The 15,457-nt window shown below is 39.2% G+C and carries 15 protein-coding genes and 1 other annotated feature; all 15 genes read right to left on the reverse strand.

What is annotated here, in order from left to right:
- Window positions 1-57 precede the first annotated feature (57 nt).
- Complete coding sequence (locus MKX29_RS08460; protein ID WP_095371230.1) at window positions 58-306, reverse strand: 50S ribosomal protein L7ae-like protein; 249 nt, start codon at window positions 304-306, stop codon at window positions 58-60.
- A gap of 144 nt (window positions 307-450) precedes the next feature.
- Entirely contained in the window at window positions 451-4,047 is a 3,597-nt protein-coding gene (gene rpoC / locus MKX29_RS08465; protein ID WP_224938668.1) for a DNA-directed RNA polymerase subunit beta', read from the reverse strand.
- Window positions 4,048-4,167: 120 nt separating this feature from the next.
- Window positions 4,168-7,731, reverse strand: a complete 3,564-nt coding sequence (gene rpoB, locus MKX29_RS08470; RefSeq protein ID WP_224938667.1) for a DNA-directed RNA polymerase subunit beta — start codon at window positions 7,729-7,731, stop codon at window positions 4,168-4,170.
- Between the two features lie 420 nt (window positions 7,732-8,151).
- On the reverse strand, window positions 8,152-8,754 hold the full coding sequence (locus MKX29_RS08475) for a class I SAM-dependent methyltransferase (RefSeq protein ID WP_224938666.1): 603 nt from the start codon (window positions 8,752-8,754) through the stop codon (window positions 8,152-8,154).
- Window positions 8,755-8,930: 176 nt separating this feature from the next.
- On the reverse strand, window positions 8,931-9,296 hold the full coding sequence (gene rplL, locus MKX29_RS08480) for a 50S ribosomal protein L7/L12 (RefSeq protein ID WP_191816898.1): 366 nt from the start codon (window positions 9,294-9,296) through the stop codon (window positions 8,931-8,933).
- 52 nt (window positions 9,297-9,348) lie between these two features.
- Window positions 9,349-9,849 carry a 50S ribosomal protein L10 gene (rplJ, locus tag MKX29_RS08485; RefSeq protein WP_224938665.1) on the reverse strand — a complete coding sequence of 167 codons (501 nt, stop codon included), beginning with the start codon at window positions 9,847-9,849 and terminating at the stop codon, window positions 9,349-9,351.
- Between the two features lie 59 nt (window positions 9,850-9,908).
- Window positions 9,909-10,056 (reverse strand) — a sequence feature (ribosomal protein L10 leader region).
- A 73-nt stretch (window positions 10,057-10,129) separates the two neighbouring features.
- A complete protein-coding gene (rplA, locus tag MKX29_RS08490; protein WP_095371236.1) occupies window positions 10,130-10,828 on the reverse strand; it encodes a 50S ribosomal protein L1 in 699 nt (232 codons plus the stop codon).
- Window positions 10,829-11,020: 192 nt separating this feature from the next.
- Complete coding sequence (rplK, locus tag MKX29_RS08495; RefSeq protein ID WP_009336545.1) at window positions 11,021-11,446, reverse strand: 50S ribosomal protein L11; 426 nt, start codon at window positions 11,444-11,446, stop codon at window positions 11,021-11,023.
- Between the two features lie 273 nt (window positions 11,447-11,719).
- Entirely contained in the window at window positions 11,720-12,253 is a 534-nt protein-coding gene (gene nusG / locus MKX29_RS08500; protein ID WP_095371237.1) for a transcription termination/antitermination protein NusG, read from the reverse strand.
- Between the two features lie 211 nt (window positions 12,254-12,464).
- A complete protein-coding gene (gene secE, locus MKX29_RS08505; RefSeq protein ID WP_095371238.1) occupies window positions 12,465-12,647 on the reverse strand; it encodes a preprotein translocase subunit SecE in 183 nt (60 codons plus the stop codon).
- A 110-nt stretch (window positions 12,648-12,757) separates the two neighbouring features.
- Window positions 12,758-12,901 carry a 50S ribosomal protein L33 gene (rpmG, locus tag MKX29_RS08510; protein ID WP_341105059.1) on the reverse strand — a complete coding sequence of 48 codons (144 nt, stop codon included), beginning with the start codon at window positions 12,899-12,901 and terminating at the stop codon, window positions 12,758-12,760.
- A 147-nt stretch (window positions 12,902-13,048) separates the two neighbouring features.
- Window positions 13,049-13,705: an RNA polymerase sporulation sigma factor SigH gene (gene sigH, locus MKX29_RS08515; protein WP_095371240.1), complete on the reverse strand. Its 657-nt coding sequence runs from the start codon at window positions 13,703-13,705 to the stop codon at window positions 13,049-13,051.
- 74 nt (window positions 13,706-13,779) lie between these two features.
- Window positions 13,780-14,286 (reverse strand): NYN domain-containing protein, encoded by a 507-nt coding sequence (locus MKX29_RS08520; protein WP_191816904.1) that lies wholly within the window; start codon window positions 14,284-14,286, stop codon window positions 13,780-13,782.
- A 2-nt stretch (window positions 14,287-14,288) separates the two neighbouring features.
- Window positions 14,289-15,032, reverse strand: a complete 744-nt coding sequence (gene rlmB / locus MKX29_RS08525) for a 23S rRNA (guanosine(2251)-2'-O)-methyltransferase RlmB (RefSeq protein WP_095371242.1) — start codon at window positions 15,030-15,032, stop codon at window positions 14,289-14,291.
- Window positions 15,029-15,454 carry a Mini-ribonuclease 3 gene (locus MKX29_RS08530; RefSeq protein ID WP_341105061.1) on the reverse strand — a complete coding sequence of 142 codons (426 nt, stop codon included), beginning with the start codon at window positions 15,452-15,454 and terminating at the stop codon, window positions 15,029-15,031. The genes rlmB and MKX29_RS08530 overlap by 4 nt, the downstream gene beginning before the upstream one ends.
- Between the last annotated feature and the right edge of the window lie 3 nt (window positions 15,455-15,457).

Here is a 15,457-nt window from a genome sequence, read left to right on the forward strand (position 1 = left end):
GGTTCATTTAAAGGCAAAAACAAAGTCCTTGCAGATTTCTATCTACAAAAACAGTTTTTAAATAGTTAATGCAACAGCTGCAGCACCTACATCTATCCCACATGCTTTACCAAGCTTTTTCATCGAATCAACATATGTGATTGGAACGTTATGATCTTTAGCAGCTTCTTCTATCATAGATTTGACTTGAAAATTTGTATCGCTAGCGATGACTACTTCAGATACAATTCCAGATTTAAGAGCTTTCACTGTTTGTTTAGTTCCTACTATAATTTCTTTCGCCTGCAATACTTTTTCATAAGACATAAATTCATCCTCCAAAGTATCCAGTAATAGGAGCACCTTTGCTATATTACCACCATTTGAAAATGATGTCAACAATCATTCATATTTTTTTAATATAGAAGGTCGGTGCCGTTCTTAAAAAGAACGACACCCTTACTTCTATCATTATTCTACCGTGATTGTTTCTTCAACTGTCTCTTTTGTATAAGGCTCTGCTTGACGATAACGTTGCATACCTGTACCAGCTGGAACAAGTTTACCAATGATAACATTTTCTTTCAAGCCGAGTAACTCATCACGTTTTCCTTTAATCGCTGCATCTGTAAGAACTCTAGTTGTTTCTTGGAATGAGGCAGCGGATAAGAAGGAATCAGTTTCAAGAGATGCTTTTGTAATACCAAGTAATACCGGACGTCCAGTAGCTGGCATTTTACCTTCCATCAGTGCTTTTCTATTCGCATCAGTAAATTGATGGATATCAAGCAATGTGCCTGGAAGTACATCTGTCTCAGCTGCATCGATAACACGTACTTTACGAAGCATTTGACGTACCATTACTTCGACGTGTTTATCACCGATTTCAACCCCTTGCATACGATAAACTTTTTGTACTTCACGTAGCAAGTATTCTTGAACTGCTGTAACATCTCTCACTTTAATTAACTCTTTCGGATCGATAGAACCTTCTGTTAGCTCTTGACCGCGTTCCACTTCATCATTAATTGCTACTTTTAAGCGCGCAGTATAAGGTGCAGTATAAGTGCGTGATTCAACTTCACCTTGAATAACGATTTCATGCTGACGATCGCGACCTTCATTAATGCCAACCACTATACCTTTGATTTCTGAAATAACCGCTTGACCTTTAGGGTTACGTGCTTCAAAAATCTCTTGGATACGTGGAAGACCTTGTGTAATATCGTCTCCTGCAACCCCACCTGTATGGAATGTACGCATCGTTAACTGTGTACCTGGTTCACCAATTGATTGTGCGGCAATAATACCAACTGCTTCACCGACTTCAACTTCTTGACCAGTAGCCAAGTTACGTCCGTAACATTTTTTACATACACCGTGGCGAGTATTACATGTGAACGCAGAGCGAATCCATGCTTCTTCAACGCCTGCAGCGATGATTTCTGCAGATAAATCTTCAGTAATCAATTCATTTTCACGTGCAATGATTTCATTTGTTTCCGGATGTCTAATCGCTTTTCTTACATGACGACCGATTAAACGTTCCTCTAGGCTTTCAATCACTTCTGTTCCTTCCTTCAAGGAAGAAATCAATAAGCCACGATCTGTACCACAATCATCTTCACGTACAATTACGTCCTGTGCAACATCAACAAGACGGCGAGTAAGGTAACCAGAGTCAGCTGTTTTAAGGGCTGTATCAGCAAGACCTTTACGCGCACCGTGAGTAGAGATAAAGTACTCTAATACAGTTAATCCTTCACGGAAACTTGATTTAATCGGTAATTCAATAATACGACCAGCCGGGTTGGCCATAAGACCACGCATACCAGCTAACTGTGTAAAGTTAGATGCGTTACCACGGGCACCTGAATCACTCATCATGAAGATTGGGTTGGATTTATCCAATGATTTCATTAGTTTCGATTGGATATTATCTTTCGCTGCACTCCAGATAGAGATAACTCTGTCATAACGTTCCTCTTCAGTGATAAGACCACGTCTAAATTGTTTTAATACATTATCAACTTTATTCTGAGCTTCATGAAGAATTTCTTCTTTTTCACCTAATACAACGATGTCTGACACACCAACGGTAATACCAGCCTTAGTTGAATATTTGAAACCTAAATTCTTCATACGGTCTAGCATTTTTGATGTTTCAGTAATCTTGAAGCGTTTAAATACTTCAGCAATGATATTTCCAAGAATTTTCTTCTTAAACGGATCGACAATTGGCATTGTACGAATCGCTTCAGGAATATCAGTAGCTTTATCAATAAAGTATTTCTTCGGTGTTTCAATTTCAAGATTTTCTTTTGTTGGTTCGTTAATATACGGGAATGTTTTCGGTAAAATTTCATTGAATACCAGTTTACCAACTGTTGTCATTAATAGTTGTTTGTTTTGTTCTTCAGTGAATGTTTCATTTTTTAACGAACCAGCATGGACAGCTACTCTAGTGTGCAAGTGAACATATCCGTTTTGGTAAGCAAGTAACGCCTCGCTTGTGTCGTTAAAGACCATTCCTTCACCAACAGCATTTTCTCTTTCTAAGGTTAAGTAATAGTTACCTAACACCATATCTTGAGAAGGCGTAACAACTGGTTTACCATCCTTAGGATTCAGGATGTTTTGTGCTGCCAACATAAGCAATCTAGCTTCAGCTTGCGCTTCTGCTGATAAAGGTACGTGAACCGCCATTTGGTCACCATCAAAGTCAGCATTATATGCTGTACAAACAAGTGGATGCAAACGAATGGCACGTCCTTCAACCAACGTAGGTTCAAATGCTTGAATCCCTAATCTATGAAGTGTAGGGGCACGGTTTAATAATACCGGATGCTCCTTAATGACACTCTCAAGTACATCCCAAACTTCAGGGTGAACTTTTTCGATTTTACGTTTAGCTGATTTAATGTTATGTGCTAGGCCCTTTTCAACTAACTCTTTCATGACAAACGGTTTAAATAACTCCAATGCCATTTCTTTAGGTAGTCCACATTGATACATTTTCAAGTTTGGACCAACGACAATAACAGAACGGCCAGAGTAGTCAACACGCTTACCGAGCAAGTTTTGACGGAAACGTCCTTGTTTACCTTTTAACATATGAGATAGTGATTTAAGTGGTCTATTACCAGGACCAGTAACAGGACGTCCACGACGACCGTTATCAATTAAAGCGTCAACAGCTTCTTGAAGCATACGCTTTTCATTTTGAACGATGATGCTTGGAGCACCAAGGTCTAATAAACGCTTCAAACGGTTATTACGGTTAATTACACGACGATAAAGATCATTCAAATCTGATGTAGCAAAACGACCACCGTCTAGTTGAACCATTGGACGAAGCTCTGGAGGAATAACTGGTAGCACATCAAGAATCATCCAGCTCGGTTCATTTCCTGAACCACGGAATGCTTCAAGCACTTCTAATCGTTTAATTGCACGTGTACGGCGTTGACCTTGTGCAGTTTTTAATTCTTCTTTTAACGTATCTACTTCTTTATCAAGGTCAATATCTGAAAGTAACTTTCTAATTGACTCCGCACCCATAGACGCTTGGAACTTATTACCGTATTTTTCACGGTAAGCACGGTATTCTTTTTCAGAGAGTAATTGTTTTTTCTCTAATGCTGTATCTCCGGATTCGGTTACAACATAAGATGCAAAATAAATTACTTCTTCCAAAGCACGAGGAGACATATCAAGAACAAGACCCATACGGCTTGGAATACCTTTAAAGTACCAAATATGTGATACTGGCGCTGCTAGCTCAATATGCCCCATTCTTTCACGACGAACTTTAGCACGTGTAACTTCAACACCACAACGATCACAAACAACACCTTTATAACGAACGCGTTTGTATTTACCACAATGACATTCCCAATCCTTTGTTGGACCGAAAATACGTTCACAAAACAAACCATCTTTTTCAGGTTTTAATGTACGATAATTGATTGTTTCAGGTTTCTTTACTTCACCATGAGACCATGAGCGGATTTTATCTGGTGAAGCGAGACCTATTTTCATATACTCGAAATTATTAACATCTAGCAAGGGGCCTACCTCCCTTTCGATCTACAGGTTTTTCCCATTAACTTATCAATAAGTTTGGGTCCCAGTCATCTATTCCACTTAGCTCGAATGGAGGGCAGTGATCGCCCTCCTTGTTCAAATTTATTCTTTTGTTGCTACTGTTTCTGCTTCTTCTGTTTCTTGCGTATCTGGAGCGATTGTTAAGGATTCAGCCTGTTGCATATCCTCTTCATCATCCGTATCACGCATTTCTATCTCTTTTTCATCGCCTGAAAGGATTTTTACATCCATACCTAAGCTTTGAAGTTCTTTAATTAATACTTTGAATGATTCAGGGACACCAGGTTCCGGTACATTTTCACCCTTAACGATGGATTCATATGTTTTCACACGTCCAACGACATCATCCGATTTAACTGTTAAGATCTCTTGAAGTGTATAAGCAGCACCATAGGCTTCAAGTGCCCAAACCTCCATCTCACCAAAACGCTGTCCACCGAATTGTGCTTTACCACCAAGCGGTTGTTGCGTAACAAGTGAGTAAGGTCCAGTAGAACGAGCGTGAAGTTTATCATCGACCATGTGTGCTAGTTTGATCATATACATGACACCAACAGATACACGGTTATCAAATGGCTCTCCTGAACGTCCATCATAAAGAACTGTTTTCGCATCACGAGCCATACCAGCTTCTTCGATTGTTTCCCAAACATCTTCCTCGTTTGCACCATCAAATACTGGTGAAGCCACATGAATACCTAGTGATCTTGCCGCCATTCCAAGGTGTAGTTCAAGAACCTGACCAATGTTCATACGAGAAGGTACCCCTAATGGGTTCAACATGATATCAACCGGTGTGCCATCTGGTAAATACGGCATATCTTCTTCCGGTAAAATACGAGAGATAACCCCTTTATTACCATGTCGACCGGCCATTTTGTCCCCTTCAGAAATCTTACGCTTCTGAACAATATAAACACGTACAAGTTGGTTTACACCCGGAGGTAGTTCATCGCCATCTTCACGATTGAAGACTTTGACATCTAGTACGATACCGCCTCCACCATGTGGTACACGCAAGGATGTATCACGTACTTCACGTGCTTTTTCACCGAAGATAGCATGAAGTAGTCTTTCCTCTGCAGTTAGTTCTGTTACACCTTTAGGCGTTACTTTACCAACTAACAAGTCCCCATCTTTCACTTCAGCACCTGTGCGAATAATACCGCGCTCATCTAAATTACGTAGGGCATCTTCCCCAACATTCGGGATGTCACGAGTAATTTCTTCAGGTCCAAGCTTCGTATCACGAGACTCTGACTCATACTCTTCAATATGAATCGAAGTGTATACATCATCTTTTACAAGGCGCTCACTCATGATGATCGCATCCTCGTAGTTATAACCGTCCCATGTCATGAAAGCAACGAGAACATTACGTCCAAGCGCAAGTTCACCAAGTTCCATTGATGGTCCGTCAGCAAGGATTTCACCTTTCGTTACACGGTTACCAACCGCAACAATTGGTCTTTGGTTGTAACACGTACCTTGGTTGGAACGAATGAACTTAAGCATTCTATATTTATCAAGATCGCCTTTTACTTCTTGGCCATCTACTTCTTTCACACGTCTTACCCAAACTTCTTTCGCTTCAACATGCTCAACAATACCTTCGTGCTTACAAATCACTGCAGCACCAGAATCTTTACCAGAAACATATTCCATTCCTGTTCCAACGCGTGGTGCTTCTGGCTGCATAAGAGGCACAGCTTGTCGTTGCATGTTGGCACCCATTAAGGCACGGTTAGAGTCATCATTCTCTAAGAACGGGATACATGCAGTCGCAGCAGATACAACCTGCTTAGGTGATACATCCATGTAATCAACACGGTCACGTTTAACAACAGTATTTTCCCCTCTAAAACGAGCAACAACTTCCTCGTCAACAAATGAACCATCTTCACCTAGTCTTGCATTCGCTTGGGCTACAACATAATTATCTTCCTCATCAGCTGTTAAGTAATCGATTCTTGAAGATACTGTACCTGTTTCGTGATCAATACGACGATAAGGTGTTTCAATAAATCCGAAACGATTCACTTTCGCAAAGGATGATAAAGAGTTAATTAATCCGATATTCGGTCCCTCTGGCGTTTCAATTGGACACATACGACCATAGTGGGAATAGTGAACGTCACGCACTTCAAAACCTGCACGCTCACGTGTTAATCCACCAGGTCCTAAGGCTGATAGACGTCGCTTATGTGTTAACTCAGCTAATGGATTTGTTTGGTCCATGAACTGAGACAATTGAGAGCTACCAAAGAATTCTTTAATAGATGCAATAACAGGACGAATGTTGATTAATTGTTGTGGTGTAATTGTGTTCGTGTCTTGAATGGACATTCTCTCACGAACTACACGCTCCATTCTTGATAAACCGATACGGAATTGGTTTTGCAATAGTTCACCAACAGAACGTAATCTTCTATTACCAAGGTGGTCAATATCATCTGTATCGCCGACACCATGCAATAAATCAAAGAAATAGCTAATAGAAGCAATAATATCAGCCGGTGAAATATTCTTCACAGCTTCTTCTACATACGCATTACCGATTACATTAATGACTTTCTCGCCATCTTCATTCGGTGCATAAATTTTAATCGATTGGACATCGACTTCTTGATCTATAACGCCGCCGACAAGGTCCACTTTCTTAAAGCCAACATTCTTCTCAAGATAAGGAAGAATTCGATCAAGTGTTCTACGATCAAGTACAACACCTTTTTCAGCAATGATTTCCCCTGTTTCAGGATCAACCAAATTCTCAGCTAATCTTTGGCCAAATAATCTATTTTTTATATGAAGCTTTTTATTAATCTTGTAACGTCCAACATTTGCTAAATCATAGCGTTTTGGATCAAAGAATCTTGATACAAGTAAGCTTTTTGCATTCTCAACAGTCGGTGGTTCACCAGGACGAAGACGCTCATAGATTTCGAGCAATGCTTTGTCCGTACCTTCTGTGTTGTCCTTTTCAAGCGTATTACGGATATATTCATTGTCACCAATTAATTCGATGATTTCTTGATCAGATCCGAACCCTAGTGCACGCAAAAGAACCGTAACGGGTAGCTTCCTCGTACGATCTATTCTAACGTATACGACATCTTTGGCATCAGTTTCATACTCAAGCCAAGCGCCGCGGTTCGGGATAACAGTGGCAGTAAAGCCTTTTTTCCCGTTTTTATCGAGTTTTCCGCTAAAGTATACGCTCGGAGAACGCACCAATTGCGAAACAATGACACGTTCTGCGCCATTAATTACAAATGTTCCTGTTTCTGTCATAAGCGGGAAGTCACCCATAAAGACATCCTGATCTTTGACTTCGCCTGTTTCTTTGTTCACAAGACGCACTTTCACACGCAAAGGTGCAGAATATGTAACATCTCGTTCCTTCGATTCCTCAACCGAATATTTTGGATCGCCAAGGCTGTAATCAATAAATTCAAGCGATAAATTACCAGTAAAGTCTTCAATCGGAGAAATGTCGTGAAACATCTCTCTTAAACCCTCATCAAGAAACCATTGATAAGAAGAGGTTTGGATTTCGATTAGATTTGGTAATTCTAAAACTTCACTGATTCGTGCGTAACTTCTACGTTGGCGGTGTCGTCCATACTGAACTAGTTGACCTGTCAACTGATTCACCCCTCAAATCAAGCGTTATTATTTGAAAAGCAACCTGTGAATCTCACATGTAAATAATAGAATCTATCTTTTTACCTGTGGATTCCAGCCCGCAAGTGAGATAAACTCTTTACATGAGAAATATTATCCAGGTAGCTTGACATATCTTAAACTCGAGTCACATTTCGCTCTATTTTTGCCAAAACTAGAGCGTCGGAAGCCCCAAAACACGAGATTCCTCCGTAAACATAAACTCAATCAGACAAAAAGAAAAAGGGTTTTTCAAGCAAAAACCACATTTCCATCATTAGACTATTCTTTTCATTACTTCCCACATCTGGATAAATTTATACAATAACGCATAAATTTTTATCCCTATTGGTAGTATATTATGTTGGCATTTTACAATACTAACATAGCGAAAATGTCAAGTCAATCTTTTTTTGCTCTTAATATAAAATAGCCTTTTTTCTTCACAACTGTATCTACTTCAGCAAATAATTCCGAGAGCTTTTCAATAGCAGATGGTGCACCTTGCTTCTTTTGAATGACTACCCATAATTCTCCACCAGGCAATAAACATTCAAAACTCTCTTCAAAAATACTATGAACAGTTTGTTTCCCAGCTCTTATTGGTGGATTCGTTAAAATAGCTGCAAATTGTTGGTCTTTAACAACTGTCAACTTGTCACTTTCTTTTACAGTGATATTGTTGATACCATTTAGCTCGCCGTTCGTTTGTGCTAGTTCAAGCGCTCTTTCATTCACGTCGAGCATGACGACGTGACGATCTTGCATAATCGTCGCCATTGATAAACCAATTGGGCCGTACCCACAACCAACATCTAATATATCACCAGATATTTCAGGAGGGATAAACGTCTCTATTAATAACCTTGATCCAAAATCAACTTCATTTTTTGAAAATACACCATGATCGGTTTTAAATTGAAATGTTTTGTCTTTTAGTTTGTAACTCCAAACACGTGGATTACTTTCGACATTAGGCGTTTTAGAATAATAATGGTCTGACATAGTGGTCACCTCCAGATATTAGAGCTGCATGTGCGAGGATTTTTTGGTAGAGGGTAAATTAAGCAAACGTTTCGTTAGTTGCTGTAACGTTCTCCTTAAATTCACTTACCTAAACAGTCCACATAACTGATATTAAAAAAGCCCGCTCATACAAGCGGGCTTTTAAACAAACTATATTACTTAACTTCTACGCCAGCTCCAACTTCTTCAAGTTTAGCTTTGATTTCTTCAGCTTCTTCTTTAGAAGCGCCTTCTTTAATAGCTTTAGGAGTGTTATCAACAACTTCTTTCGCTTCTTTAAGGCCAAGACCTGTGATTTCACGAACAACTTTGATAACTTTAATTTTTTGATCGCCAGCAGAATTAAGAATTACGTCGAATTCTGTTTTCTCAGCAGCAGCGTCTCCACCAGCAGCGCCACCAGCAACAGCTACAGGAGCTGCAGCAGTTACTCCGAATTCTTCTTCAATTGCTTTTACTAGATCGTTAAGTTCTAAAACAGTCATATTTTTAACTGCTTCAATGATTTGTTCTTTAGTCATGATATAATTTCCTCCTTAATTTTTGTTAGATTATATTGGTTAAAACCGATAATTAAGCGCCTTGTTCTTCTTTTTGATCTGCAACAGCTTTTGTTGCAAGAGCAAGGTTGCGAACTGGAGCTTGAAGTACGCTGAGTAGCATAGAAAGTAAACCTTCGCGAGATGGAAGTTCAGCAAGAGCTTTCACTTCTTCTTGTGAAGCGATATTACCTTCAATTACACCTGCTTTAATTTCAAGAGCTTCATGCTTTTTAGCAAACTCGTTTAAAATTTTCGCTGGTGCGACAACATCCTCTGTACTGAATGCAATTGCATTAGGACCAGTAAGATGTTCGTTTAAGCCTGCAAGTTCAGCAGCTTCTGCTGCACGACGACTCATAGAGTTTTTGTAAACTTTGAATTCAACATTCGCTTCACGTAGTTGTTTACGAAGTTCTGTTACTTCTGAAACAGTTAATCCGCGGTAATCAACAACAACTGCTGTTTGAGCTGATTTGAATTTGTCTGCAATTTCTTCTACGATTTGTTTCTTTTGTTCGATAATGCTGCTCATCTTTACACCTCCTATTGAATTATGCATTCATACCGTTCAATCAGATAGGTGAGACTCACCATCTCATTAAAAAACCTCCATATCAAAGGTAGACATGGAGGAAGTATACAATAGCTCGTTCAAGCAATTAAAATCTATCGTATTACCTCGGCAGGTTATTAAGCCCCAATCGGCTCCTGCTGTCTACGGTATAAATGATTAAGTTATGATAATAACAAGATTCATTCTACAGAATGGACTTTGCTATGTCAACTTTATTTAAAAACCAAATAATGGTTAATTATTTTGTTGCCGCTGTAGAAGGGTCGATTTTCACACCAGGTCCCATAGTAGTAGTTACAGAAACGTTTTTCATGTAAGTACCTTTTGCTGCAGCAGGTTTTGCTTTCATCATTGTATCGAAGATTGTGTTGAAGTTTTCAACAAGCTTGTCATCTTCAAATGATACTTTTCCGATAGGCACGTGAATGTTACCAGCTTTTTCTACACGGTATTCAACTTTACCTGCTTTGATTTCATTAACAGCTTTTTCTACATCAAATGTAACTGTACCTGTTTTAGGGTTTGGCATTAAACCTTTTGGTCCAAGTACACGACCAAGTTTACCAACTTCACCCATCATGTCTGGAGTAGCAACGATTACGTCAAACTCAAACCAACCTTGGTTGATTTTGTTGATGAATTCTGCATCTCCAACATAGTCTGCACCCGCAGCTTCTGCTTCTTTCGCTTTTTCACCTTTTGCAAATACAAGCACGCGTTGAGTTTTACCAGTACCGTTCGGAAGCACGACAGCTCCACGAATTTGTTGGTCAGCTTTCTTAGGATCTACACCTAAACGAAAAGCTACTTCAACTGTTGCATCAAATTTAGCAAAGTTTGTTTTCTTTGCAAGAGCAATCGCTTCTGCAACTGGGTAAGCTTTTGTGCTATCTACAAGTTTAGCAGCTTCTACATACTTCTTACCTTTTTTAGCCATTTTAATTTCCTCCTTGAATGTGGTTTTAGCGGAATAACCTCCCACCGACGAAAAGCACGTTTGCCTCTCATCTCAAAACGTCGGTCCCTCGAGAATTTCTCAAGGTCCGAACATTATAAAGGTTGCGAGTGAACCTAATTCAGCATCGCAACCTTTTTAGAAACAATCATCATACATACATAGCAAATAGTATTAGTCTTCGATGACAATACCCATGCTGCGTGCAGTACCTTCAACCATACGCATAGCAGCTTCTACACTAGCAGCGTTTAGATCAGGCATTTTTGTTTCAGCAATCTCGCGTACCTTGTCACGCTTGACTGTTGCTACTTTATTACGGTTTGGTTCACCAGAACCAGACTCAATACCAGCCGCTTTCTTAAGCAATACAGCAGCAGGTGGAGTTTTCGTAATAAATGTAAATGAACGGTCCTCAAATACCGTGATTTCAACAGGAATAATTAGACCAGCTTGTTCAGCTGTGCGTGCATTAAATTCCTTACAGAATCCCATGATATTAACACCGGCTTGACCTAGTGCAGGACCAACTGGTGGTGCTGGATTTGCTTTACCTGCAGGAATTTGCAATTTAACAAGTTTGATTACTTTTTTAGCCACGAGACACACCTCCTTAAAGTCCGTGATGTGGTAATAGGGGTTTTCCCCCTCCCACTCAACTGTTAATTCTTTATATTAAAATAAAGAATAATGTCCAATGTCCGGTCTCGTCTTCTGAGACATACTGACCTATGAAATATTATCATTTTTCAAAGACGATTTCAAGTTCTTTTCAAAAATATAGGAGAGCTCATAAGCGAAAGACAATGGCTAGATACGGCGAAGTCATACAAAAATCAACTTTCCCTAGTTAAATATAAGGGAGAAAGACCGTTAAATTTTTTCGATTTGCGAAAAATCTAATTCAACCGGAGTATCTCTTCCAAACATATTTACAAGCACCTTGATTTTCGCTTTATCTTTATCGATTTCTTCAATAGAACCAGTAAAGTTAGCAAATGGACCTTCGTTTACTTGAACCGTTTCCCCAACTTCGAAGTTTACATCCATTCGTTTTTCTTCAACACCCATACGTTTAAGAATGACCTGCACTTCTTCAGGCAACAATGGAGTCGGTTTGGAGCCAGAACCCGCTGAACCAACAAATCCCGTTACACCAGGTGTGTTACGCACTACATACCAAGAGTCATCTGTCATAACAATCTCCACCAACACATAACCTGGGAACACCTTCCGTTTTACAACTTTCTTCTTACCATTCTTAATATCTGTTTCTTCTTCTTCAGGGACAACCACTCTAAAAATTTTATCCTGCATGCCCATCGATTCCACACGTTTTTCAAGGTTTGCTTTTACTTTATTCTCATACCCTGAGTACGTATGTACTACATACCAATTCTTTTCCATATCAAAGGGGACTTAACGTCCTTCCCTCCCTGCAATCTATTTTTATTTTTGAAAGACTGACATCTCTTGTTTGTCTAAATTGACGGATTACGAAACCAATCGAATCCTAAGCAAATGGACTAGGCCTTTCTTGACCAAATGAAAAAACCCGTTACCGGGCTCCTGCAAATGTTCCTGTGTTATCATCCATTATACCATGGAAGCTCAGGGGTTATTCAAGAATTAAACGAATCAATTCAGAAATACCTAAATCAACAACAGTAAAGAATAACGTAAAGAATAAAACAACGACAATAACTGTGATCGTATATTTCGTTAGCTCTTTCTTTGTAGGCCAGCTAACCTTTTTCATCTCACGTCCAACTTCACGGAAAAACTTCACGATGCGTCCCATTTCTTAACCCCCAACTTTTAAAGAGATATATCCTTTAACAAAAAAGCGTAGATTAAGAATACATCCCCCTGAATGCCATTCTATTACTTTTTTGTCTCTTCTTTACTCTATTATTTTGTTTCGCGATGAACTGTATGTGCACTGCATTTACTGCAAAATTTCTTTAATTCCAATCTCTCATTACCTTCGTTACTATTGGTAGTGTAATTTCTTGTCCCACAATCGGCACAAGCTAGTATCACTTTTTTCGGCATTTTTCACACCTCTTCGACATTTATGCCATTAAAACTCTACCATGGCCAATAATCCATGTCAATAACAGCAAAAATAGGAAAACTTCCACTATTATCAATCGAAAATGGTTCTCATATGCCCATAAATAATATATTAACATATAGTAGTTATAAAGAGAATTCTCTTATTTCTAAATATCTCTCTAGTTTTCTCTTCACTCTTTGCAAAGCATTATCAATTGACTTCACATGACGATTTAATTCTTCTGATATTTCTTGATATGATTGCCCATCTAAATAAAGGGCAAGCACCTTTCTTTCCAAATCGCTCAAAAGTTCAGACATTTTTACTTCGATGTGGTCAAACTCTTCCTGATTAATAATTAACTCTTCTGGGTTCATCACTTTCGCTCCAGAAATGACATCCATTAACGTACGATCTGACTCCTCATCATAAATAGGCTTATCAAGCGATACATAAGAATTCAATGGGATATGCTTCTGTCTTGTTGCTGTTTTAATTGCAGTGATAATTTGTCTTGTGATACATAATTCTGCAAATGCTTTGAAGGAAGACAACTTGTCCTCCTTAAAATCTCGAATGGCCTTATAAAGACCAATCATTCCCTCCTGCACAATATCTTCCTTGTCGGCGCCAATGAGGAAATAAGACCTCGCCTTTGCACGCACGAAGTTTCGATACTTATGGATCAAATAATCTAGCGCTTCACTTTCACCTTTATGCACTAATTCAATTACTTCTTCATCTTCGAGTTGCACGTATAAAGAATGCTTTTCAGCTTTTGTCCTGAAGTCGATACTCATCTTGATCCCTCCGACCGTACAAGCATGGTTAGAAATATTATACAGTAGGGTATTTTCCAGCGTCAACCAATCATTTAACGTTCTCTGCGCCATTTTTCGAAAATTTCAACGATTTCATCACTTAATGGGATTTTAGACACTGGCTTATTTTCCTGGCTTTTCTTTACTTTTTTGTCAATTTGTTTTTCGATATGATTCATTTCATTGTGTAATTCTCGGGCTGACTTTCTTAACGCACCTTGAGCAAAGATGACTCTCTGCTCTGTAAAATCTGAAGTAGCTACATAGATTTGTGTTTTGATATTATTTAACGCAATCGCTAGCTTTTCAATACGTTCATCTGCGGTTTCGTTTGTACGTGTAAAAATAACTTCAACATTATAATTCTTAAATTTTCTTTCTGTCCCTTTTACGTAATGGGCATCAAAGACAACTATGACTCGGTAACCGGAATACCCTTGATATTCAGCCATCTTTTCTACCAGCAGGTCCCTGGCTGCTTCTAAATCCTTATTTTTAAGAAGTTGAAGCTCTGGCCAGGCACCGATGATATTGTATCCGTCAACAAGAAGGATATTCATCATTATCGCTCAATCGGAGAGCGTTTGCGGTAGACTTCATACATCAACAAAGCAGCAGCGACTGAAGCATTTAAAGATGTTACTTTTCCAGCCATTGGTAAGCTGATAAGAAAATCACATTTATCTCTAATCAGTCTTCCCATTCCTTTCCCTTCACTACCAATGACTAATCCGATGGGCATCACTCCATCCAATTGGCGATAATCCTGTTTACCGCTAGCATCTGTACCCGCAATCCAAACGCCTCGTTCTTTTAATTCATCAATCGTTCTTGCTAAGTTCGTAACACGAGCAACAGGAATATGTTCAATCGCTCCCGTTGAAGCTTTAGCCACTGTTGCTGTTAAACCAACCGCACGCCTTTTTGGAATAATAATCCCATGCGCACCTACAGCATCAGCAGTTCTCATAATCGAGCCTAGATTATGAGGATCTTCAATCTCATCCAATAGAAGAAAGAAGGGAGCTTGTCCACTATTTTCTGCCTTTTTAAATAGGTCATCTAACTCGGCATATTGATAGGCAGCTACTTGAGCAACCACACCTTGATGATTCCCTAGCTCCATTTGATCCAATTTCTTTTTCGGTACAAATTGAACCAGTACACCCGCTTCCTTCGCCATTCCAACCACTTGCTGCATTTGCCCTTTTTGAGAGCCTTCCGCAACCATAATTTTATTCATATCACGCTCTGACTTAAGTGCCTCGATTACAGCGTTTTTACCAATAATGAAATCATGACTCATTTCTTGCTCTCCTCCTTCCTATCCTCAGTCCACTTAAATGCTTTTACTACTAACTCTTCTAACCGCTCTACTCGTCTAGATAAATATAAGAAACCTATCAATGCTTCGAATGCAGTACTATAACGATAAGTTTGTACATCGGTGTTTTTCGGAATGGTGCCAGATTTAGCATTTCTCCCCCGTCTTACTACCGCCTCTTCTTCTTCTGATAAAACGCCCTCGTCCAAAAATGCATGAATCACTTTTGATTGTGCTTTAGCAGATACATATTTCGTTGCTGCCTTATGCAACTGATGTGGCCTTATATTACCTTTTTGTAATAGGTCCTGACGTACGTATTGTTCATAAACAGCATCGCCCATATAAGCAAGGGCGAGACTGTTTAATTGTTTAGGATTAAGATTTTCTTCGTATGAAAGCATCTC

The sequence above is a fragment of the Cytobacillus sp. FSL R7-0696 genome (assembly GCF_038006865.1).
Lineage (GTDB): Bacteria > Bacillota > Bacilli > Bacillales > Cytobacillaceae > Cytobacillus > Cytobacillus kochii.

Coding starts and splice junctions, on each gene's coding strand:
- MKX29_RS08460 (WP_095371230.1), bottom strand. CDS start 306: ATGTCTTATGAAAAAGTATTGCAGGCGAAAGAAATTATAGTAGGAACT.
- MKX29_RS08475 (WP_224938666.1), bottom strand. CDS start 8,754: ATGTCAGACCATTATTATTCTAAAACGCCTAATGTCGAAAGTAATCCA.
- rplL (WP_191816898.1), bottom strand. CDS start 9,296: ATGACTAAAGAACAAATCATTGAAGCAGTTAAAAATATGACTGTTTTA.
- rplJ (WP_224938665.1), bottom strand. CDS start 9,849: ATGAGCAGCATTATCGAACAAAAGAAACAAATCGTAGAAGAAATTGCA.
- rplA (WP_095371236.1), bottom strand. CDS start 10,828: ATGGCTAAAAAAGGTAAGAAGTATGTAGAAGCTGCTAAACTTGTAGAT.
- nusG (WP_095371237.1), bottom strand. CDS start 12,253: ATGGAAAAGAATTGGTATGTAGTACATACGTACTCAGGGTATGAGAAT.
- secE (WP_095371238.1), bottom strand. CDS start 12,647: ATGGGACGCATCGTGAAGTTTTTCCGTGAAGTTGGACGTGAGATGAAA.
- rpmG (WP_341105059.1), bottom strand. CDS start 12,901: ATGCCGAAAAAAGTGATACTAGCTTGTGCCGATTGTGGGACAAGAAAT.
- sigH (WP_095371240.1), bottom strand. CDS start 13,705: ATGAGTATCGACTTCAGGACAAAAGCTGAAAAGCATTCTTTATACGTG.
- MKX29_RS08520 (WP_191816904.1), bottom strand. CDS start 14,286: ATGAATATCCTTCTTGTTGACGGATACAATATCATCGGTGCCTGGCCA.
- rlmB (WP_095371242.1), bottom strand. CDS start 15,032: ATGAGTCATGATTTCATTATTGGTAAAAACGCTGTAATCGAGGCACTT.
- MKX29_RS08530 (WP_341105061.1), bottom strand. CDS start 15,454: ATGCTTTCATACGAAGAAAATCTTAATCCTAAACAATTAAACAGTCTC.